Consider the following 20,160-nt stretch of genomic DNA (forward strand, 5'->3'; position numbering starts at 1 on the left):
TTGTCTGTTGATACATACTTGCGACTGCCTGCCGAGGGTTTTGTGGTGCACCCATACCGACATTCTTAATTTCAGTGCAGTTGGATTCCAAAGTGCTGATATGGCGCATCAGTAAAAGCTTGTCGAGGTAGTCCGGATGTAGTTGTGAATGGTTCGTGTCCTATAGGAGTGGTCTGCGCTAGACCTAATTGATAAAGTTCGAGCTTTGGAGCATTTTTCATGTTTGTTTGCCAATTATTTGAGCTTTTGGCCCAAGCACCTACGAGTCAAGCAGCGCAAATTAACCTGTTTCAAGCCATTGTGATTGGCATTGTGCAGGGACTGACGGAGTTTTTGCCTATTAGTAGTACCGCTCACGTCAAAATTGTGCCTGTAACGCTAGGTTGGGGCGATCCTGGTGTGGCATTTACGGCTGTGATTCAGCTTGGTAGTTTAGCTGCAATCTTGTGGTACTTCTGGGATGATTTGACCAAAGTGACTCGCAATACGATCAAGGCGGCCATTGCAAAGCGCTATCAGTCTTCAGATTTTCGTTTGGGGTTAGGTATAATTCTGGGCTCGATTCCGATCGTATTGTGTGGCCTAATCATCAAGCTGTTTTTTGAAACGCAGTACGAGACGTCAGTGATTCGGAGTACCCAAGCGATCGCAATTACATCTATTGTGATGGCCGTCCTTTTGGGCATTGCTGAAAAGGTAGGCTCTCGTAAGCGCAAGTTTGAGAAGTTAGACCTCTGGGATGGCGTTGGCGTTGGCATCGGTCAGGCCCTGGCCCTGGTTCCTGGTGTATCTCGTTCAGGTTCAACGCTAACAGCCGGTTTGTTTTTAGGTCTGGAGCGAGATACGGCAGCACGCTTTTCGTTTTTGCTAGGGACACCAGCTATTTTGCTGTCTGGTCTAGTAGAACTTAAGGGGTTGCTGGATGAGATGGCGACAGTGGGCGATGCAAGTTTGGTGCCCCTGGTCGGTGGCTTGATTGCGGCGGTGATTTCTTCGTATCTTGCGATCGCATGGCTAATTCAATTTCTAAGGCGCAATAGTACCTGGGTTTTTGTTTGGTATCGCCTGGCCTTTGGCGTCGCTATTTTAATTGGATTAGCTACTAAGACTATTCAAAACGTTTAGGGCGTTTTTGCTTTTATTTATTCCCACAATAGGTGGTTTCCCTAAGTATTATGGATTAATTGTCTAGCCCGATGGTTTATGCGTAGTGCGTCTATCCAACCGGCTGTCGTTACCAGTGTTCTCAGTGATTCTATTGCTGAAGCTATTGGCTTTGAGCCTGGCGATCGGTTGGTTTCGATCAATGGTGATCGTCCCCGTGATTTAATTGACTATCGATTTCTTTGCTCGGATGAATGGTTGACCCTGGAAGTATTAGACGCCGCCGGGGATAGCCACACCGTTGAGATTGAAAAGGAGTATGACGAAGATCTGGGCCTGGAATTTGAAAGTGCTCTCTTTGACAACCTGATCCAGTGCAATAATCGTTGCCCTTTTTGTTTTATTGACCAGCAACCTCCTGGTAAGCGAGACACTTTATACCTGAAAGATGATGATTATCGCCTTAGTTTTCTGTACGGTAGTTATCTGACACTGACCAATCTGCCTCCCTCAGAATGGGAACGGATTGCACGTTTGCGTTTGTCTCCGTTGTACGTTTCGGTCCATGCCACCGAACCAGAACTGCGTCAGCGCTTACTGAAGAATTCTCGTGCTGGCTTACTTTTAGAGCAGCTCAAATGGTTTCAAGAGAACCGTCTACAAATCCACGCACAGGTGGTTGTTTGTCCTGGCATTAATGATGGTCCACATTTAGAGCGCACGTTGCGTGATTTAGCTCAATTTCATGTTGGTGATACCCCTGCTGTTGCTTCAGCCGCTGTTGTTCCAGTTGGGCTTACTCAGTTTCGTCCAACAGAAGACGAGCTCATCCCTGTCAACACCGCTAAAGCTAATGAGGTGATTGAGCAGGTCACACAGCTACAGTCTGAATTCAAAGACACCTTGGGCTCTACATTTGCCTGGCTGGCAGACGAATGGTTTTTAATTGCACGACGTAGCTTGCCACCAGAGTCTCACTATGAGGCCTATCCCCAAATTGGCAACGGTGTAGGGTCTATTCGTTTATTTCTGAAGCAGTTTGAGGCAGCAGCTCAGAAATTGCCTGAATCTATCAATACCTCTAAACATCTAACCTGGGTGGTTGGTAACGCTGTTGAAAAGGCGTTTGAGCCCATTTTGGAACGAATCAACCAGGTAAGGGGGCTAACAGTTACTATGGCGGCTCTAAACAGTGAGTATTGGGGACAGGAGATTACTGTTACTGGCTTACTGACGGGTTACGATATTTTAGAAAAGCTAAAGGAACGCAACTTAGGGGATGGAGTGTTACTGCCGTCTTTGATGTTGAAGCGGGGACAGCATGCTACACCTGAGAACACATATTTCCTAGATGATCTGTCCTTATCGGAGCTAAGTCATCATCTTCAGTGTCCTGTCTGGCCAGTGGACGATATTACCGAGTTATTAGCGGCCTGTGCCACTCCAGATTGCACCGATTAGCTCTAAGCTTTAATTCTCTCAATTATGACGATTGTCAGCTTGTAAGTCTGATTCAATTGCTATTGAATGAGAATTTCTTAATGAATGGGCGGCCTTGGGCTCGATTGCTTGTATATCTGTGTAAGCTGCTTGAAAAACGAGCTTGTGTACGAATTTACTAAATTTATTAGCTACCAACTGACGCAAACACTATGGGATACATCAACCACTCGCTTTTGATCCGCATAGCTGTGCTTGGAGGCGCATTGTCCCTACTGCCTCTTCCAGCGCACGCTAAGGTCTTAATTGATGATGATCCAAGTGGTACCTCGCTGCCTTTGATCACAGCTCAGTTAGATGTGCAGGAGACTGAAGTAAGTAGCGGTAATCATGCCGATTCTTTCCCAGATATGCTGGCTCCTGCTGTGATGGCAAGTGCGGCATCACCGACGTTTTCAGTAAAGTCGTCAAGGGCTCATGGAATTGCTTTACCGCCAGAGCTAACCCAAATGTCTCAACTGCCTGAGTTGTCTGAGCAGGACGAATCTGAGGAAGAGGTTGCTCCGGATACGATTCCGTCTACTGATGAGGCAGATCCCGCAGAACCCGCAGCTTTAGATGAAGAACAAGACCCCGCAGCTGTAGATAGTGATGGAGCTGAGCAGCCATCTGCGGTCGATAGTGAAGAAATTGTGCCAGCAACTGGTCAGGCCGAATCTACATCTAGTGATGACTTGCTAGATGAAAGTAATTTGCCACCTACAGAATTGCTTGCAGACCCTAATCCGTTAACTGTACCTACGTTAGAGTCGGAAGTATTGCTGCAAGAAGGTGACGAGCAAACAATTTCGCTGGAAGAAGCGATTGAGCTTGCTTACTTTAATAATCAAGATTTGCAAGCGTCTTTGCTAGAGCTGGAGCAGGCTGAGGCCACCCTGGCGGAAGCGCGGGCTGCTTTTTCTCCCACCGTGAGCACGTCGGCAGATGTGACGGCCCAAGAGTCGGATTCGCAAACAATCTTTGGGACTACGGTGGGGGAGGATGAGCTTGATACCACCCTCAATGCATCAGTGCAGGTGAACTATGATCTATTCACATCAGGCCAGCGAGTTGCTTCAGTCCGAGCCGCAAAAGAGCAAGTCCGTTTGAATGAGCTGGAAGTTGATCGTCGTCGCGAAGAGCTTCGTCTTCAAACTACCAGTCTTTACTATGATTTGCAGGAAAGTGGTGAACAGATTCGCATTAACAGGTCCTTTGAGGAAGAAGCACAGCGGAACCAGCGGGATAATGAATTGCGTCGCCAAGCTGGTGTAGGTACCCGCTTTGATGTGCTGCGGGCAGATGTGCAGTTAGCCAATGCTCAACAGGCACTGATTCAATCCCAAGCAGATCAGCGCATTGCTCGGCGTAACCTGGCGCGTCTGCTGAATATCCCCTCTACGGTGAATATTAATGCTACGCCGGTACCTGCCCCAGATAACTGGGAAGAAACCTATGAGCGCTGGAGTTTAACGCTAGAGGATAGTATTCTGCTTGCGTTCCAAGGCCGTGTGGAATTAGAGCAGCAGTTAGCGCAACGGGAAATTAGCACTCAGCAAGCTCGCGCAGCTCGCGCAGCGATTCGCCCACAGGTGAGTTTGTTTGCTAACTATAGTTGGAGCGATCTGTTGGACGACTCGTCGGATAACTATAGCTTTGGGGCGCAGTTAAACTGGCTACTGGTGGATGGCGGTGCCGCTCGAGCCCGAGCTCGTCAACAAGAAGCCAATGCTGATATTGCTGAAGAACGGTTTTCAGAACAGCTGGATCAAATCCGTTTTGAAGTGGAGCAGGCCTATTTCACGCTACGTTCTAATGAAGAAAATGTGAGAACGGCTAGAACGGCGATCACTCAGGCTACGACCGCCCTGGAATTGGCTAATTTACGTCTTGATGCGGGTGTGGGGACACAGTTAGATGTGCTGACAGCCCAGTCTGAATTGACTGAAGCTGAAGGTAACTGGGTCAGTGCAGCCTTAGGATATAACCGAGCGCTCGCCTCATTACAGAGAGCTGTTAGCAACTTGCGTTCTACGCTATAGCGGTTAGAGGTGTTTTAACAGCTCCAAGATATAGCAAGCTGCTGAAATGCATATCTCCAAAGGATAAGTGCACTGAGCTATATTTAACCAAGCACCAGTGCAGCAAACTCCTTCACTTTGAACGGACATTCCTAAGCTATTCAACTAAGTTGGATAGCTTAGCTGTTCGGACATTGAGAGTTTGGAGTTGTCTGTGGTTGATATCTCACCGCCACATAATTTCTCAATGACTTGATCAGCGGTCATGAGCCGTTTCAGAACAACTTGGCCAATTGGGTTGCCAGTCTCATCTTCAGGCAAGACTTCAACCATTAGTACATCCTCTTCGACTTGATATAACCATAGCTTTTCTGTGGCTTCTTCGATGTAAAGCCCTAGCTTGTTGATAATTGGTTTGCGCTGCCAGGCAATTTCATTCCAAAGGCCGCCAAACTCCCATACTCTGCCAGTTGTCCAGCCGTCGGACAGAAAAAAATATTTCACAGATCCTGAGTAAGGTCAAAGGTTTAATCGCATTATCTCTGGTCATGTTGTTTTTGACACGGGGTCGCTAAAATCTTGATGCTTTCTTATGGTAAGGACGGAAAAAGAAGCTGATTTTGAGTTCTGTCCGGACGTCAGGGGGGATGACATGGACAATTAGCTGGTAGATGCACCCTGATGTCTAACTCCTGAGCCCTTCTGGGACTTGGGAGCTTTTTTTTGCTAATTAATGCTGCTACTTCTTACCAAATAATGAGGGCCAGGTTGCTAGTAAAACTTGATTCTATTGTGTCCGGTAGCGGGGAAGAATAGTATTGACAGTTCGCTGGTAGATGTATCCTGATGCCTAACCTATGAATCCTTGTGGGGCTTAGGAGTTTATTTTTGATCAACTCAATTACTTAATTAGATATGACGTTTAAAAAGAAGATTCAGTTGTAAATGCAATTTGATTTTGTTCTGTCCGGAAGTAGGGAGTAATGGCATGGACAGTTAGCTGGTAGATGCACCCTGATGTCTGACTCCTGAGCCCTTCTGGGGTTTGGGAGTTTTTTTATTGCCTGAAATCTAGATTTTAGTGCTATCAATTGATCAAAGATGGATCCAAATTTCTACTACTTAAGTTGTAAATAAAAATTGATCTTTATTCTGTCCGGAAGTAGGGAGTAATGGCATGGACAGTTAGCTGGTAGATGCACCCTGATGTCTGACTCCTAAGCCCTTTTTGGGCCTGGGAGTTTTTTTTGCTAATTTTTTAGCAGCGAGATGTTAGCACCATTATTTGTGCTCAAATTGTGAGGTCTCACTGGTAAATAAAACTGATGTTTTATTCTGTCCGGAAGTCGGTAGGAGTTGTGTGGACAGTTAGTTGGTAGATGCACCCTGATGTCTGACTCCTGAGCCCTTTTGGGGCTTGGGAGTTTTTTGTAATTGGCTGATAGCCACGGAGTATCGAGATTGCCTAATGGGTAGGTTGAGTCTGTGATAGGCTAACCCCTTAATAGGATTTTGGCGTTTCTGATCCTCGGGCACAGCAACTTTTTATTTAGCCTTACGTAAATAGCGTTCGTTGTAGCTCGGTTTATTGATAAATCAGAATAACGTCCTTTTGAGATAAAAAGGAGCCTCACTTAATGGCAAAGATGCGCGTAGGCTTATTGTTTGGTGGATGCTCAGGTGAGCACGAGGTGTCTATTTTCTCAGCCCAAGCAATTGCTCGAGGGCTAGAGTTGAAAAGTAATGCTGAGAAGTATGACGTGGTGCCGGTTTACATTCGTAAGGATGGCGCTTGGGTGATGGATGCCTACGATGTTCTGAAGTCGGGTAGTCCACTACTAGTAGCTGATGATCAAGAAGTTTTAGCAACGGAGCGTATACCGACACAGGTAGCCAATATTGATATTTGGTTTCCTGTACTCCATGGGCCCAGTGGTGAAGATGGCACGATTCAGGGCCTATTTGAATTGATGCAAATGCCCTATGTCGGTTGTGGCGTCTTAGCGTCAGCTGTGGGTATGGACAAACTCGCCATGAAGTCTGCGTTTGCTCAGGTAGGGTTGCCTCAGGTGAAGTATATGGAAGTTTTGCGATCGCAAGTCTATTCCAACCCCTGTGTTTTCCCAAAGCTGTGCGACGATATCGAGCTTACTCTGGGGTATCCATGTTTTGTTAAGCCTGCCAACTTGGGGTCGTCCGTTGGTATTGCTAAAGTAAAAGATCGCCAAGATCTAGAAGCGGCTCTGGATAATGCGGCCAGCTATGACCGTCGCATCATTGTTGAGGCGGGTGTTGTAGCCCGTGAAGTTGAATGTGCCATTTTGGGAAATGACAATCCGAAAGCCTCGGTCATTGGTGAAATTAGCTTTGATGCAGATTTCTACGACTATGAAACAAAATACACGAGTGGCCAGGCTGATTTAGCCATTCCTGCATCACTGCCAGCCGATATTGTGACAGCGATTCAAGAACAGGCCATGAAAGCGTTCCAGGCAATTGATGGTGCCGGTCTATCACGGGTAGATTTTTTCTATCTTGAAGACACAGGCGAAGTCTTGATCAATGAAATCAACACATTCCCAGGGTTTACAGCTACCAGCATGTACCCCATGTTATGGAAAGCTGCCGGTGTGGAGTTTGATCAGTTGGTTGATCGATTAATTCAGTTGGGTTTAGAGCGCACAGCGCGTAAATCCTAGAGCGACCCCGTCCTATAAGCTTTCTAAAAATACGAGTAGGTCGGCCATATCCTGAGTATTTGGTTGAAACTGTGGCATAGGTGGAGTTTTACCACTAATAACCTGCTGGATGAGTGCTACCTGTGATTTACGCTCAGAGACATGCTGTAAATCTGGTCCAACTTCTCCAGTTCCTTCTAATCCATGGCAGGTGGCACAATTTTGCCAAAATAACTGTTGCCCACGTTCGAGATCTCCTGTGGAGGCTAAGACGTCATGTACGTACGGATCGGATACTTGTACCCTATGAATTCCCCAAATAATCAAAATGACGCACAATAAAATTGTTGTTGCCGCCAATACAAACTGGACCAACAGCCGATTGTCCGAGTTGGCTACGGTTGTCTGGGGAAGAGATGGGCTATCGACTGTTTTTTGGGTCACAAGCAGAACGTAACACTTTGTCATTACGCATATGATACATAGTTTAAAGTTTTCTCAGGAGCCAGTGCAAGTTGTTTTGGCTGGAAAATGAAGATCAAATCTATAGCTTTGATTAAGCTATAGATTTATCAAGCTTAATCTTGCGCATTTACCAGCAGACATCGTCACGGGATCTGGCTAGGCCTGACCAAGGGACTAGGATCAATTAAGGGAATGTCTTAATATAAAGGTAGAAGAAGTAATGTGTAGTGCTGCTTCTATGAGCTCTGTAAGTCATTGAGGAAATACGGCGTGATTGAACCTTTGCTGTTAGGAATTGTTTTGGGCCTAATTCCGGTAACATTGGCCGGTTTGTTTGTAGCGGCTTACATGCAGTATCGCCGGGGTGATCAGCTCAACTTTTAGATTTTGATTGGTAAGAACTTTTGCGAAGCCAGCGTTTCTAAAAACGCTGGCTTTTTTCGTTCAGGCTTTTGCGACTAGGTTAGCGGCGAGGCGTGCAGTTCCATAGGCGGCTTCACTGTGTAGCGAAGAAACCAGGGGAATGCCTAAGGCTTTTGCCCTTAATGTTTGCCAGGTCAGGTTTTGTGCTCCTCCTCCCGCTGTATAAATGCGGTGTACTGGACCTCCACCCAGGGTAATCAGCTTTTGATAGCCTAAGGCTTCGATGTGAGCTATGCCTTCTAATAATCCGTGGAGAAACCGTACCGGATCGCTGGGACGGGGAGTCAAGCGAGGTGGCAGGTGAGGATCGCTGATGGGGAATCGTTCCCCAGCGGTGAGTAATGGATAGTAGTCAAGTCCGCTAGGGATTTCGGTGTGAATACGTTGGCTGATTGAGCCAAGTTCGTCATCACTAAAGTGGTGACGTAATACAGCTCCCCCTGTATTGGATGCACCTCCCACTAACCATTGTTGACCGAGCCGATGGCTGTATACACCACTTTGGGTGTCATTAATGGCAACGGGGCTTAACAGTTTAATCACCAGCGTAGAGCCAAGGGAGGTTACAGCGTCTCCTGGGGTGCTGGCACCACTGGCTAAAAAGGCGGCAATACTGTCAGTAGTGCCCGCTTTGATCATGCAGTTTTTCGGCAGGTTAAACCGCTGAGTCAGTTGAGGCTGAATGGGTGCGATCGCATCCCCAGGCGCTAAAACGTTGGGTAACCATGGACTGATCTCTACGCTCAGTAGCCAGTCGGGATAACTGAGAGTCTGTGGGTCATAGCCTAGCTTGAGGGCATTGTTATAGTCGCTGATACCCGGTTGACCATGGAGCAGACTACTGAGCCAATCTGCTTGATGCACCAGGTAACGAGCATTGGCCAAAATATTAGCCGGTAAATTATTTTTCCACCATAGGGCTTTGGCCAGGCTGGAGGTGGTGCTGTGGGCTGGGCTATGGGTAGGTGCAATGGCAGGAGTACCACCACGAGTATCGTTGTAGAGCAATGGCGGCACTAGGGGGATATGGTTGCGATCGCACAGGAGAACGGTGGCCGAGGTGCCATCAATTGAGATCGCGCTCGTGTGTTGGCGAATAGCCTGGGGGATTTGGTCAATCAACGCCCATAGTGTTTGCTCCCATCCCTTCGCATTTGGCTCTGGAGTAGGATACTGACAGCGACCTTCGCCGACAATCTGCCCATCGGCATCGATTGCGATCGCCCGTGCGCCCGAAGTGCCAAAGTCAATTCCTAGGTAGTTCATAAGCACGCAAAAAAAGAGGTACCCGAATGAGCACCTCTTTTCAAAACTATTGATCTTAGGTGGAATTAAACGCTCACTTCACCCAACTCACGGCTTAAATGCTCAAAGGGAGCATCCACAAATGAAGTGTCACTAATGCCCTGGGCCGTTAGTTGCTCCTTCAGGACATCTTTCATGATTTGAATACCAATGACCGTTGGGCCAACGGGCACTTCCAAAGAGTTGTAAGTTTCACGCAGACCGTTGAGAACGCGCTCAGTGAGGACATCACAGTTGCCTGCTACCAGCGCATAGCTGCTGTAGCGCAGGTAATAGTCCAAGTCGCGTAAGCAAGCGGCATAGCGCCTAGTGGTGTAAGCATTGCCGCCGGGGCGAATCAATTCAGGTATCCGCTCAAACAGTTCAGCTCCTGTCGCCTTTACCAGGCCAGATGCATTTGCACTGATATAAGCAGCGGCTTTAACCCGATCAGAGCCACTGTCAAAATAACTCTTTAGAGAATCGAGGGCGTCGCGATCGAGGTACCGACCTGTGATGTCGTAGGTGCTGATTAAACCCGTCACCGTATCCCGCATGAAACCTTTCTCCCAGTGCGATTAATGTGCGACTCAAAAACTAGAGCAAGAATTTGTAACCAAGCTTGGAGTGAAAGTCCTCATACAGACCATGGTATGACCCAAATATGAGAACAAGCGCAAGGGCTATCCAACCGCTTGTTAAGGTAGTTACAAGTGCCTTGCCGCTGCCATGTAAATCCTGAAACCCGTTCAGCGACAACGATTACCGACACTTGAGTACCAAAACTTAGTCTACCACGGTGGATTAAACCCCAGGCAATCGACTCAATGGAGAAGGGGATTGACCTGCGTATTTTTTACAATCCGCAATCTTTCGCAACATTTTATGGCATGCTTAGACACCATTTTAGGGGCATCTGAATAACTCTGATGTCAGTTCACCTCTCAAAAATGAGACGGAAACATCCCAATCTTCCATGGGTTTGCTTGAGAAAACTTGAATTTGTAACAAAAGATACAATTGCTCGGTATTACAGTTCTTAGGATTATCCATGCCTGGTTAAAGTAGGCACTAATGCATGCTTTAACCCAGTAGATCTGTTTATGGGTGTTACTAAACCTTTGGATCATAGCCAGGTTCAGAGGTTGTATGGGGATGAGTGAGCGTCTCTGGGTGACATAGTCGTATGGCCCGAGTGCAAATAATATGCTTGCCACTGTTAAGGGATATAGAAAACTTCTAACAGGCATACATTTTTCGTTACACTCATTTTTTAATGTTTTGGTCGTTACACAGGTTGGCCTGTCCGTGCTGCAAAGCGCCTACATTACCCTCAGATTTTCCTGGTGTTGCTGGCTTGGTTTGAGTCGAGCTTGGGGATATTACTAATCTCTGGATATTCTCAGCAAGGCATACCTCCGCTTAGCGACGATATTTGTGAAAACGGCTCTAGTTGAATGCATAGAAAGGAGTGATCCATGGCTCAAACCGCCGCAGAAGTTTTGCAGATGATCAATGATCAGGACATTCAGATGATTGATCTGAAGTTCATTGATTTGCCTGGTATCTGGCAACACCTTACGGTGCATCGTAGCCAGATTGATGAGAGTAGCTTTACCGACGGAGTGGCTTTTGACGGATCCAGTATCCGGGGGTGGAAGGCAATTAATGAGTCGGACATGTCTATGGTTCCAGATCCTGCAACAGCCTGGATCGACCCTTTTATGAAAGAGCCTACCCTCAGTCTTGTGTGTTCTATTAAAGAGCCTCGTACTGGTGAATGGTATGATCGTTGCCCCCGCGTTATCGCTCAGAAAGCTTTGGACTATCTGAATGCAACTGGTATTGGCGATACCGCATACTTTGGCCCTGAAGCAGAATTTTTCATCTTTGATGATGTGCGTTTCGATACCACATCTAACTCTAGCTACTATCACGTAGACACCGTTGAGGGCCGTTGGAATACTGGTCGCGAAGAGGAAGGTGGCAACCTGGGGTATAAGCCCAACTACAAGGGTGGTTATTTCCCCGTGTCTCCCACTGATACATCTCAGGATATGCGTACTGAGATGCTGTTAACCATGGCTGATTGTGGTGTGCCCATTGAGAAGCATCACCATGAAGTGGCCACTGGTGGTCAGTGCGAACTAGGTTTCCGTTTTGGTGAGATGATCCAAGCGGCTGACTGGTTGATGACCTATAAATATTGCATTAAGAACGTTGCCAAGAAGTACGGTAAGACCGTTACCTTTATGCCCAAGCCTCTCTTTGAGGACAATGGTTCTGGTATGCACACGCACCAGTCCATCTGGAAAGATGGACAGCCTTTGATGGCAGGCGATAAGTACGCTGGCTTGAGCGAACTCGCTACCTATTACATTGGCGGTATTCTTAAGCATGCCCCTGCACTACTGGCATTTACTAACCCCAGTACTAACTCTTACAAGCGCCTGGTTCCTGGTTTTGAGGCCCCTGTAAACTTGGTTTACTCAAACGGTAATCGTTCCGCTGCTGTTCGGATTCCGTTGTCTGGTGATAATCCTAAGGCTAAGCGTTTGGAGTTCCGCTGTCCTGACCCCACTGCGAATCCTTATCTTGCCTTTGCTGCAATGCTGTGTGCTGGTATTGATGGTATTAAGAACAAGATTGAGCCTCCTGAGCCTATCGATCAGGATATTTATGAGCTCAGCCCTGAGGAGTTGGCTAAGATTGCATCCACTCCTGCTTCCCTAAAAGAAGCCCTATCTGCCTTAGAGAGCGATCATGCTTTCTTGACTCAAGGTGGCGTGTTCACCGAGGACTTTATCCAAAACTGGATCTCTTACAAATTGGATACTGAAGTAATTCCAATGGATATTCGTCCTCACCCCTATGAGTTAGCCCTCTACTATGATTGCTAATCTGTTTTGAATGACTTTTGATTAGCGATCGCTTTTGGTCTGACGCCAGTCTCTGGACTGGCGTTTTTTTATGGCAGTAGCCAATAGATTATTGAGTAAAACCAATCTTTATTTGAAATAAGATTAGCATTTGTTTAAAAATAAATTTAAAACCGTATCAATTGATACGGTTTTTTTGGCTATAATTAAAACTGAAAAGAGTCCATGGCACTACAACGGTGCCTTTGCTGTACTTTTGTAGGAGTTCAATAGATATGTCTATTCAAGAATCTGCTAGGCTGCGCATCGTTAGCAACCGCCATGCTGTTACTAATCGTCAACGTTCTTTGCTGAGTCGTGCTGCCGTGGATGTTGGTATGCCAATGGATTCAATTGGTGGGGGCAGTCGCATTCAAGGTAAGCCTAGGTATGATGTGCAGCATACCTATGGTCGTAGTAATGCTGCTATGAGTTAAACACTGAGCTAATTGCCATAAGACATCAGTGGGCGGGGGATGCGATCGCATCCCCCGCCCACTGATGTCTTATGGCATCACAAAAAACTATTAAACTTAGATCTAGGCGTAAAGATTTGAAACTAAGCGGTACAAAATGTTAATTTGCAGGGAGCTAGATGTATTGACTTAGTCTTTAGGGTTAGTGTCACAAGTTTTGTTATTCCGTTGCTTCTTCGGTTAAAAGGTTTATGGCTGCTCTTACTTCTCGTGCTGCCGAGTCCCGCAATGGTCAGGCTAAGTCCGCTCATCCTAAAAAAGTAGTTGTTATCGGCGATAGCCTGATTTACGGTTACGGTGATATCGAAGGTGGCGGTTGGGTTGAGCGCTTGCGTCGTCAATGGATGGATCCATCACAGCCAGGACCCATTATCTATAACCTGGGCGTGCGAGGCGATGGTGTACAGCGTGTAGCTAGACGGTTAGACGGGGAGTTTAAGCTGCGCGGTGAGCTGCGCCGTCGAGTGCCTGATATTTTGGTGCTCTCCGTAGGCTTAAATGATAGTGCACGCATAGGACGGTCTATAGGACGCCCCATCATGGATCGGGTTGCCTTTACTCAAGAACTTTACGGATTACTTGATCAAGCTACGCAGTTATGCCCCACATTTTTTGTGGGCATGATTCCTGTGAATGAGGCTGCGATGCCCTATGCAGATATCCTTCACTTTTCAAATAGTGACCAAATCCATTACAACCAAATCACTCGTCATGCTTGCGCAGCACGACAGATTCCCTATCTAGATCTTTTTCAACGGTGGCAATCCCAGGGCCAAGCTTGGTGTAACGAACGCCTGTGTGAAGATGGCTTGCATCCTAACGTATTGGGATATCGTACGCTTATGCAGGAAATTTCAGTATGGGAGCCATTGATGCAAGCCTTAGTCTAAGATTTGAGGCTTAACCTGGCATCACTGAGCTGGTGTTGCTGCTAAAAGTACCCAAAGACAAGCCAGCACAGTTGCTAATACAAGTGTGGTGAGCATTGTGTGAAGAACGGTGCTTGAAAATACTGTTCTGGAAGACTTATGGGTAACCATGGGCAGTGCTCATATCACTGAATCAGCTGCTCTGTCCAGTCATCGCCAACGCGGATGGTGATATCGGAGTCTAGATCACCTGTGGAGTCAGCAACGACTTTACCAGCTCCCAGGACGGCCTCTAAAAAGCCAGCACCGTCAATGTCACCCCGTTGGGCAATCACCGTTGTTTGATGCTGGAAATCAGGCCAATCTGCAATCAGGTAAACATTTCGGAAGCCTTCATTGCGTAGATGATCGGCCACGGCTTGACCCATATATGGCTCCCTTGATGCATTTTGAACAGCGATGCGGAGGCGACTAATAGAACGGCGAGGTGTATCGGTAGCTAGAAGGGCATCGGGTTCTGCATCGAAGAACTTCTGCATGACCTCATTCGTATTATTGGTGTCAGCAATCCAATAGCTTGCCCTATATTCAGTTGGGCTGCTAAAGCGACCTGGCAGCATCACCATGTTGAGATTTTCTCGGTCAAGCTGTAGTCCAAAACCTGCTAACGCCAGAATTTCTTCGGTAGATAGATTTGTATCGATATGGCTTTGCAGAATGCGAACAATTTGTGGCAATTGGGTAATGACCTTGGGATTGATCATGCGATCGCGCAAAGCCTTTAGCAAAATTTGCTGCCGTTGTACCCGCCCAATATCCCCCAAGTTATCCTGACGAAATCGAGCAAATTGTTCAGCCTCATCGCCATTAAGGGTTTGCCAACCAGGTTCTAAATCAATTACTAGCCCTTGAGTTTTATCCTCATATTGCATTCGTTTGGGGACAAAGACTTCGACGCCACCGATTAAATCGACAATTTCACGAAAGGCAGCCGTGCTGACCCTGACATAGCGGTCAATCTCAACCTCGTTGAAGTTATAGCTGACGGTTTGAGCAGCGAGTTCTGCTCCACCTTCCACATTGGCTTGATTAATTTTGTCAATGCCATAGCCTGGAATTTCCACACGGGTGTCCCGTGGAATTGACATGACATTAATGGTTTCTGCCTCTGGGTTGATCCGGGCAAGTAGCATTGTGTCAGTACGACCCACCAAGTCAGTGGGTACTGCTCCATCAATATCAGTAGCCTCGTCGAGTCCCATTATTAGGAGCGTCACTGGACGGGATACCTGATAGCGGAAACCTGATTGCCATAGATCGCTCAATGGCGGTGTGGCCGTTTCTTCTCCCAAACCCTTAGGTAGAGGCACAGTCAATATAAAAGCTGCCCCAGCCGCTGCAGATACCACTGCTGTTGTTCCAAAAATGCCAGTCCAGGCAAAAACTCTGAGGGCGTTACCTAGAAATGAACGATGCTGAGGTATATCGGATGAAGTCGTGGAGTCGGACTGAGACGATGGAGAGGGAGACATAGGGTATTTATTAGAATGCCCGGACAGGCGGGGGATGCCTAGCAAAGAATGAATGGTGATCCCTAGAAACAAACTACGCACTCTTCAATCGAGAGTCAGAACGCGATTGGACGTGATTTGCGGATTATCATCCAAACAGCATGTTTGTTTATGGATTTCTCAGGTGTAGAAACAGTTGTGTTTGCTGGTGTGTCTATGGGGATGGGGCTATGGACGTTTGATGTGTTCCACACATTAGTGAGAAGTTAACCAATATTAAGCTGTTTCTATGCTTCGCGTTTTGGGGAATCGCTAATATTGTTCAGAATTCTATAAGGACACACCATTTTAACGCCGTAATTTAACTTTATTAAGTAAACAATGACACAACCTATGAACCCAACTCCAAAGTTAGTGCCAATTATTTTAGCTGGCGGTAAAGGTGAGCGTTTTTGGCCGGTTAGTCGTCTGAAGAACCCCAAACAGTTTTTATGTTTAGACGGTAGTGGTCGCAGTTTGATGCAGTCTACGGCGGATCGTTTATTGCCTTTGTCCGGTGGCTGGGATGCAATTTGGGTGATTACAGCGTCTCATTTGGCGGATGGTGTCAAACAGCAGCTGCCTGAACTGCCTGAGGACAATATTTTGGTGGAACCCCAAGGCCGTGATACAGCACCGGCTGTGGCCTGGGCAACTTTGGAAGTGGCTAAGCGCCATGGGGAGGATGCGATCGCATGTTTTTTCCCGGCCGATCACTACATCACTGACGAACCCAAGTTTCGTGCCACAATTCGTGCCGCAGCTGACTTGGCTCTGAGCCAGCAAGCCATTGCCACACTAGGGATTCAGCCCACGTTCCCATCCACGGGATACGGCTATATTGAGCAGGGCGATGATGCGGGTCAATATGGTGAGTTAGCCGCTTACCGTGTGAGTCGCTTTACAGAAAAGCCTGAGCGTAGCGTAGCCGAAGAGTTTCTGGCGAGTGGGCGCTACAGCTGGAACAGCGGCATGTTCATTTTCCCGGCAGGGGTAATGATTAACGAGCTCAAGACCTATTCGCCTGAGCTCATGGGACCGCTGATGTCTAAAGGTGTCGATGCCTATGCTGAACTGGAGAAGCTCAGCATTGACTACGCAGTAATGGAAAAAACCCAGAAAGCCTATGTAATGCCTGCCAACTTTGGTTGGGATGACCTGGGGGACTGGAATGCCATCGAGCGTCTGATGAAGGGGGATGCTGAAAATGTGGACATGTGTCAGCACCAGGCCCACGATACCAATGGCTGCATTGTTTACTCTTCTTCGGAAGACGAAGTAGTGGTCACCATTGGTTTAGAGGATGTAGTGATTGTGCGTGATGGTAAAGCCACCCTCATTGTTAAAAAAGACCGCACCCAAGACATCAAAAAAGCGGTGAAAGCCCTTGGACAAGAGCAGAAATTCCATCATTTCCTTTAAGGCATAGGTCATAGCCAGCCAGGCTAACTCATTAGCTTAACTTATATAGCTACAGATGCTTTATAAAGCTCCATCCGTTTTGGTTGGAGCTTTATTGCATTTTAAGAAGCGATAGTCAGTGAAAAAGGTTGAAAGCATTAACCTTAAACCATTCAGAGAGTTCATTGCTAGCTATTAAGAGGTTTTATGACAGCCACAAATCTCAAACCTGTAGAAATTCTTCGGGATACGTTTCAGCGGGTAGGCCCTGTGTTTGTGCCAGTTTTGCTGCTGGCGTTGCCTGGTGTACTCATTTCTGTTCTGGTTCGGAATGTGATGCTTCAAGGCATGCTCAATGTAATATATGCAATTTTGGTTGCGCCTATTTTAGGTGGAGCCATGATTATTCTGGTTAATCGCTGTTTAACAGGCCAGACAACGGATCTGAGTGAAGCGGTGGCCATGGCCTGGAGAAAGGCTAGCAATCTAATTCTGACGTCACTGCTATTAGTCGTAATTTTAATCCCAGCATTTGTATTGCTATTGATTCCAGGCATTTACCTCTCTGTACGACTATTTTCGACCCAATACGCTGTTGTCTTGGAAAATAAGTCACCAACCGAGGCGTTATCAGCCAGCTGGGAGCTAACCCAAGGAAAATGGTGGAAAATCTTCTGGGCTGTTTTTGTGATTACGCTTGCCTTGGTGATTCCACTGTTTATTGTTAGCGCTATTGTGGGTGCCGCCTTGCCCTGGGGTGCCACCATTGTGTCCAATTTGCTGGGGCTGGTGATCACGCCTCCCATCGTTATGGCATTGCTCATGGTCTATAAAGTGCTTAAAGGTGAAGCGGCTTTAGACGCTGATGGTGCGAATCCCGCGAGTGCTTGATCACTCTGATTAATTGATTAATATTGCTTCAGGTAAAGTTGGATCCTGAAACTATTTTTCTAGGCTGTGGAGTACGACACCCACAGCCTATTTTTTTAAGCATCTGACAGCTTCGAGCATGCCCCGTGCTTTGTTCAGGGTTTCCTGATATTCATTTTCAGGCACCGAATCGGCAACCAGTCCTGCTCCTGCCTGAACGCTAATCCGATGTGTGCCATCCTCCTTGCTTTCGACCACCATAGTTCGGATAGTGATCGCGCTGTTGAGCTGACCTTCAAAGTCGTAGTAGCCATAGACCCCAGAATAGGGGCCGCGACGACAGGGCTCCAGGTCATTCATGATCTGCATGGCGCGAATTTTGGGCGCACCACTGACTGTACCTGCTGGAAAACAGGCTTTGAGTAAGTCCCACGCGGTTTTGCCAGGTGCCAGTTCGCCGATGACGTTGCTGACGATGTGCATGACATGGGAGTAACGCTCAATGATCATCAGCTCATCAACGCTGACGGTGCCGCTGGTACATACGCGCCCCAAATCATTACGGCCTAGATCCACCAGCATCACGTGCTCGGCAAGTTCTTTGGGGTCAGCCAATAGATCCTCAGCATAGGCATTATCTTCAGCAATTGTTTTGCCGCGAGGACGGGTACCGGCAATAGGTCGGAGAATGGCGGTCAGGGTATCGTCATCGCCTTCGCGGGTGGCTTTGACCATAACCTCAGGGCTGGAGCCAATAATCTGCCAGCCTTGGAAGTTGAAATAGGCCATATAGGGCGATGGATTGACCAGTCGCAATGAGCGATATAGGTCAAACGGATTACCACTGTAGTCAGTTGTCAGACGCTGGGAGATGACCAACTGGAAAATATCGCCTGCTTTGATGTGGGCTTTGGCCGTTTCTACACTTTGGCAAAATTCGTCTTTGCTACGGTTACTGGTATAGGCCAGCTCAGCTGCTTGATTACTGCCAGGAGGGGTCCATGCAAGGCGACTGTCTTGGCTCGCTAAGGGCAGGTTGAGTTTATTGACGAGGTTGCTTATGCGATCGCAACTCTCCCCATAAGCCTGCTCCAGCCCAATCTCAGGGTCACGTAAATCTGCATAGCTAACAGCCCAAATTTTTCGCTTAACCTGGTCAAAAATCAAGAGGCTATCCACCTGCATCCATAGACCATCAGGCAGGTCACCCTGACTAAACGGGTGAATCGTAACCGTCGGCTCAATCCACTTGATCAGCTCATAACCCCAAAAGCCAAATAACCCACCAATACCAGGGGGTAAGGCGGGCAATTTCACCGGTTGATAGGGAGCAAGACAGTCCGTCAAAATATCAAAGGGATTGCCGGTAAACACTTGCTCAGTACCGTCGCGAAATCGCTGAGTGGTCGTTTCGCCTTTGGCTTCAAGAGTCCATAGTGGATCACACCCCAATAGACTATAGCGGCCAATATTTTCACCCCCCTCGACAGACTCCAGTAAAAAACTGTAGGGCTGCCCTGCGCATACCTTGCACCAGGCTGACACTGGCGTATCCAGATCGGCAACCCACTCCTGGTATACCGGGACAAAGTTACCCTGTTTTGCAAGCGTCTTAAATGTGTCGAGGTCTGGATAAATCATGGAGTATTGGAAGGTAGGCGTAAACGCATATGCAAGTTCAACCTTAAGTTGTTTTGCAGAAAACTACAGCTCTAGATGTGGATAACGTTGTTCAGCCTGTCTTATGGGGTTGAACCTTGGGTAAGCGGCAAAATTAATCAGAGGATAGTCGGCCATTAGACCATTAAAAAGAGGCAGCCCATAGACTGCCTCTTAAAGCCGTAACGGTTATTCTTCTAAACCAATGCAATAGGTGCAGTAGCTAAAATCCTTAAACCTCGTAGGGTTCCTTACCGCTAAACTTAATAGTCGCTGGGTTAGGATTACTCCCAATGTTGCGATCAATCTTGCCGCTGTAACCACGACCTTCGTTAACCTTCTCAGGAGGAACACCATCTGCCGGGTGCAAATAGGTAGTCTCACCAGTAGGTAAAACGCGATAAATTTTATAATCAGTAATTCTGGGCTTAAATTTGGTCTTGAGTTGACGGCTGAGAGCTAAGCACTGCTCTTTGCGAGCTAGATAAAGCATATTCTCGCCTGTGTTCATGATAGCTACACCACCAGTGGGCATCTCAAAGGGCTGTTCCTTTTTGCTGCTCCAGGTGATAACGTACTTTTCTTCCCGCTCAGCAGCGGAAAGTAGGCCACCAGTACTGCCACCAAAGATCGGAGTTTTGCCAGTAATTTCTTCAGACATGGAAATATTATCTCTCAACCTTATCGCTCACAAATTTATCACTGTAAATGACGTTGTTTACATTCTTTGTGAGGAAGCGTAATAGTTCTTCAGAGTTTAAATGTGGCTGTCTAAATCTGCTACATCCCATGACGATTAAAGGATTTCTAGCTTCACTGTTTTCTTCCCAGGAAAACACCATATCTAGTGGTAGTAACAAAGAACAATCATCAAATATGGTGAATTATTTATTTGGTGGAAAAAATTTATAGAATTTCTTGAGTAAGGTCAATAAGGTCAATATAGATACGTAATGAATATAT

General features: G+C 47.0%; 17 protein-coding genes. 10 read left to right on the plus strand and 7 right to left on the minus strand.

Annotation, left to right across the window (positions count from 1 at the left end):
- Positions 1–219: 219 nt before the first annotated feature.
- From DXZ20_RS25330 to DXZ20_RS25340, 3 genes are all read left to right on the plus strand, one after another.
- Positions 220–1,125, plus strand: a complete 906-nt coding sequence (locus DXZ20_RS25330; RefSeq protein ID WP_006516893.1) for an undecaprenyl-diphosphate phosphatase — start codon at positions 220–222, stop codon at positions 1,123–1,125.
- Positions 1,126–1,203: 78 nt separating this feature from the next.
- Positions 1,204–2,565, plus strand: a complete 1,362-nt coding sequence (locus DXZ20_RS25335) for a TIGR03279 family radical SAM protein (protein WP_163701830.1) — start codon at positions 1,204–1,206, stop codon at positions 2,563–2,565.
- 191 nt (positions 2,566–2,756) lie between these two features.
- Positions 2,757–4,625, plus strand: coding sequence for a TolC family protein (locus DXZ20_RS25340; protein ID WP_163701832.1), 1,869 nt, complete (start codon positions 2,757–2,759; stop codon positions 4,623–4,625).
- A gap of 144 nt (positions 4,626–4,769) precedes the next feature.
- Here the strand turns inward: DXZ20_RS25340 and DXZ20_RS25345 are convergent, their stop codons facing one another.
- The gene (locus DXZ20_RS25345) at positions 4,770–5,108 is read right to left on the minus strand and encodes a hypothetical protein (RefSeq protein ID WP_163701834.1); all 339 of its coding nucleotides are present in this window, start codon (positions 5,106–5,108) and stop codon (positions 4,770–4,772) included.
- Between the two features lie 1,133 nt (positions 5,109–6,241).
- Between DXZ20_RS25345 and DXZ20_RS25350 the strand changes: the two genes are divergently transcribed.
- Entirely contained in the window at positions 6,242–7,303 is a 1,062-nt protein-coding gene (locus tag DXZ20_RS25350) for a D-alanine--D-alanine ligase family protein (RefSeq protein ID WP_163701836.1), read from the plus strand.
- Positions 7,304–7,315: 12 nt separating this feature from the next.
- Here DXZ20_RS25350 and DXZ20_RS25355 read toward each other — a convergent pair whose 3' ends face one another.
- A complete protein-coding gene (locus DXZ20_RS25355; protein ID WP_225920325.1) occupies positions 7,316–7,726 on the minus strand; it encodes a c-type cytochrome in 411 nt (136 codons plus the stop codon).
- Positions 7,727–8,017: 291 nt separating this feature from the next.
- Here DXZ20_RS25355 and petG point away from each other — a divergent pair, with 291 nt between their 5' ends.
- The gene (petG, locus tag DXZ20_RS25360; protein ID WP_006516887.1) at positions 8,018–8,131 is read left to right on the plus strand and encodes a cytochrome b6-f complex subunit V; all 114 of its coding nucleotides are present in this window, start codon (positions 8,018–8,020) and stop codon (positions 8,129–8,131) included.
- A gap of 60 nt (positions 8,132–8,191) precedes the next feature.
- On the opposite strand, the gene DXZ20_RS25365 is transcribed toward petG, so the two are convergent.
- Positions 8,192–9,436: an FGGY-family carbohydrate kinase gene (locus DXZ20_RS25365; RefSeq protein WP_163701837.1), complete on the minus strand. Its 1,245-nt coding sequence runs from the start codon at positions 9,434–9,436 to the stop codon at positions 8,192–8,194.
- A gap of 65 nt (positions 9,437–9,501) precedes the next feature.
- Positions 9,502–10,011, minus strand: a complete 510-nt coding sequence (gene apcB, locus DXZ20_RS25370) for an allophycocyanin subunit beta (protein ID WP_163701839.1) — start codon at positions 10,009–10,011, stop codon at positions 9,502–9,504.
- Positions 10,012–10,932: 921 nt separating this feature from the next.
- Between apcB and glnA the strand changes: the two genes are divergently transcribed.
- From glnA to DXZ20_RS25385, 3 genes are all read left to right on the plus strand, one after another.
- On the plus strand, positions 10,933–12,354 hold the full coding sequence (glnA, locus tag DXZ20_RS25375; RefSeq protein ID WP_163659835.1) for a type I glutamate--ammonia ligase: 1,422 nt from the start codon (positions 10,933–10,935) through the stop codon (positions 12,352–12,354).
- A 254-nt stretch (positions 12,355–12,608) separates the two neighbouring features.
- Positions 12,609–12,809: a glutamine synthetase inactivation factor IF7A gene (gene gifA / locus DXZ20_RS25380; protein WP_163659834.1), complete on the plus strand. Its 201-nt coding sequence runs from the start codon at positions 12,609–12,611 to the stop codon at positions 12,807–12,809.
- Positions 12,810–13,039: 230 nt separating this feature from the next.
- Positions 13,040–13,738 carry a GDSL-type esterase/lipase family protein gene (locus tag DXZ20_RS25385; RefSeq protein WP_163701841.1) on the plus strand — a complete coding sequence of 233 codons (699 nt, stop codon included), beginning with the start codon at positions 13,040–13,042 and terminating at the stop codon, positions 13,736–13,738.
- A 164-nt stretch (positions 13,739–13,902) separates the two neighbouring features.
- Here DXZ20_RS25385 and DXZ20_RS25390 read toward each other — a convergent pair whose 3' ends face one another.
- Positions 13,903–15,249, minus strand: coding sequence for an LCP family protein (locus DXZ20_RS25390; protein ID WP_250564675.1), 1,347 nt, complete (start codon positions 15,247–15,249; stop codon positions 13,903–13,905).
- Positions 15,250–15,609: 360 nt separating this feature from the next.
- On the opposite strand from DXZ20_RS25390, the gene DXZ20_RS25395 reads away from it, so the two are divergent.
- Positions 15,610–16,689 (plus strand): mannose-1-phosphate guanylyltransferase, encoded by a 1,080-nt coding sequence (locus tag DXZ20_RS25395; RefSeq protein WP_250565923.1) that lies wholly within the window; start codon positions 15,610–15,612, stop codon positions 16,687–16,689.
- A 186-nt stretch (positions 16,690–16,875) separates the two neighbouring features.
- Positions 16,876–17,559: a glycerophosphoryl diester phosphodiesterase membrane domain-containing protein gene (locus DXZ20_RS25400; RefSeq protein ID WP_163701845.1), complete on the plus strand. Its 684-nt coding sequence runs from the start codon at positions 16,876–16,878 to the stop codon at positions 17,557–17,559.
- Positions 17,560–17,646: 87 nt separating this feature from the next.
- Here DXZ20_RS25400 and DXZ20_RS25405 read toward each other — a convergent pair whose 3' ends face one another.
- Both DXZ20_RS25405 and DXZ20_RS25410 read right to left on the minus strand, forming a co-directional pair.
- Complete coding sequence (locus tag DXZ20_RS25405; RefSeq protein WP_163701846.1) at positions 17,647–19,179, minus strand: anthranilate synthase component I family protein; 1,533 nt, start codon at positions 19,177–19,179, stop codon at positions 17,647–17,649.
- Between the two features lie 250 nt (positions 19,180–19,429).
- The gene (locus DXZ20_RS25410; protein ID WP_163665834.1) at positions 19,430–19,858 is read right to left on the minus strand and encodes a photosystem I reaction center subunit II PsaD; all 429 of its coding nucleotides are present in this window, start codon (positions 19,856–19,858) and stop codon (positions 19,430–19,432) included.
- Between the last annotated feature and the right edge of the window lie 302 nt (positions 19,859–20,160).

It is taken from the genome of Adonisia turfae CCMR0081 (assembly GCF_011009555.1).
GTDB lineage: Bacteria > Cyanobacteriota > Cyanobacteriia > Phormidesmidales > Phormidesmidaceae > Leptothoe > Leptothoe turfae.

Coding starts and splice junctions, on each gene's coding strand:
- DXZ20_RS25350 (WP_163701836.1), top strand. CDS start 6,242: ATGGCAAAGATGCGCGTAGGCTTATTGTTTGGTGGATGCTCAGGTGAG.
- apcB (WP_163701839.1), bottom strand. CDS start 10,011: ATGCGGGATACGGTGACGGGTTTAATCAGCACCTACGACATCACAGGT.
- DXZ20_RS25335 (WP_163701830.1), top strand. CDS start 1,204: ATGCGTAGTGCGTCTATCCAACCGGCTGTCGTTACCAGTGTTCTCAGT.
- glnA (WP_163659835.1), top strand. CDS start 10,933: ATGGCTCAAACCGCCGCAGAAGTTTTGCAGATGATCAATGATCAGGAC.
- DXZ20_RS25340 (WP_163701832.1), top strand. CDS start 2,757: ATGGGATACATCAACCACTCGCTTTTGATCCGCATAGCTGTGCTTGGA.
- DXZ20_RS25365 (WP_163701837.1), bottom strand. CDS start 9,436: ATGAACTACCTAGGAATTGACTTTGGCACTTCGGGCGCACGGGCGATC.
- DXZ20_RS25395 (WP_250565923.1), top strand. CDS start 15,610: ATGACACAACCTATGAACCCAACTCCAAAGTTAGTGCCAATTATTTTA.
- DXZ20_RS25385 (WP_163701841.1), top strand. CDS start 13,040: ATGGCTGCTCTTACTTCTCGTGCTGCCGAGTCCCGCAATGGTCAGGCT.
- DXZ20_RS25330 (WP_006516893.1), top strand. CDS start 220: ATGTTTGTTTGCCAATTATTTGAGCTTTTGGCCCAAGCACCTACGAGT.
- DXZ20_RS25405 (WP_163701846.1), bottom strand. CDS start 19,179: ATGATTTATCCAGACCTCGACACATTTAAGACGCTTGCAAAACAGGGT.
- DXZ20_RS25400 (WP_163701845.1), top strand. CDS start 16,876: ATGACAGCCACAAATCTCAAACCTGTAGAAATTCTTCGGGATACGTTT.
- DXZ20_RS25390 (WP_250564675.1), bottom strand. CDS start 15,249: ATGTCTCCCTCTCCATCGTCTCAGTCCGACTCCACGACTTCATCCGAT.
- gifA (WP_163659834.1), top strand. CDS start 12,609: ATGTCTATTCAAGAATCTGCTAGGCTGCGCATCGTTAGCAACCGCCAT.
- DXZ20_RS25410 (WP_163665834.1), bottom strand. CDS start 19,858: ATGTCTGAAGAAATTACTGGCAAAACTCCGATCTTTGGTGGCAGTACT.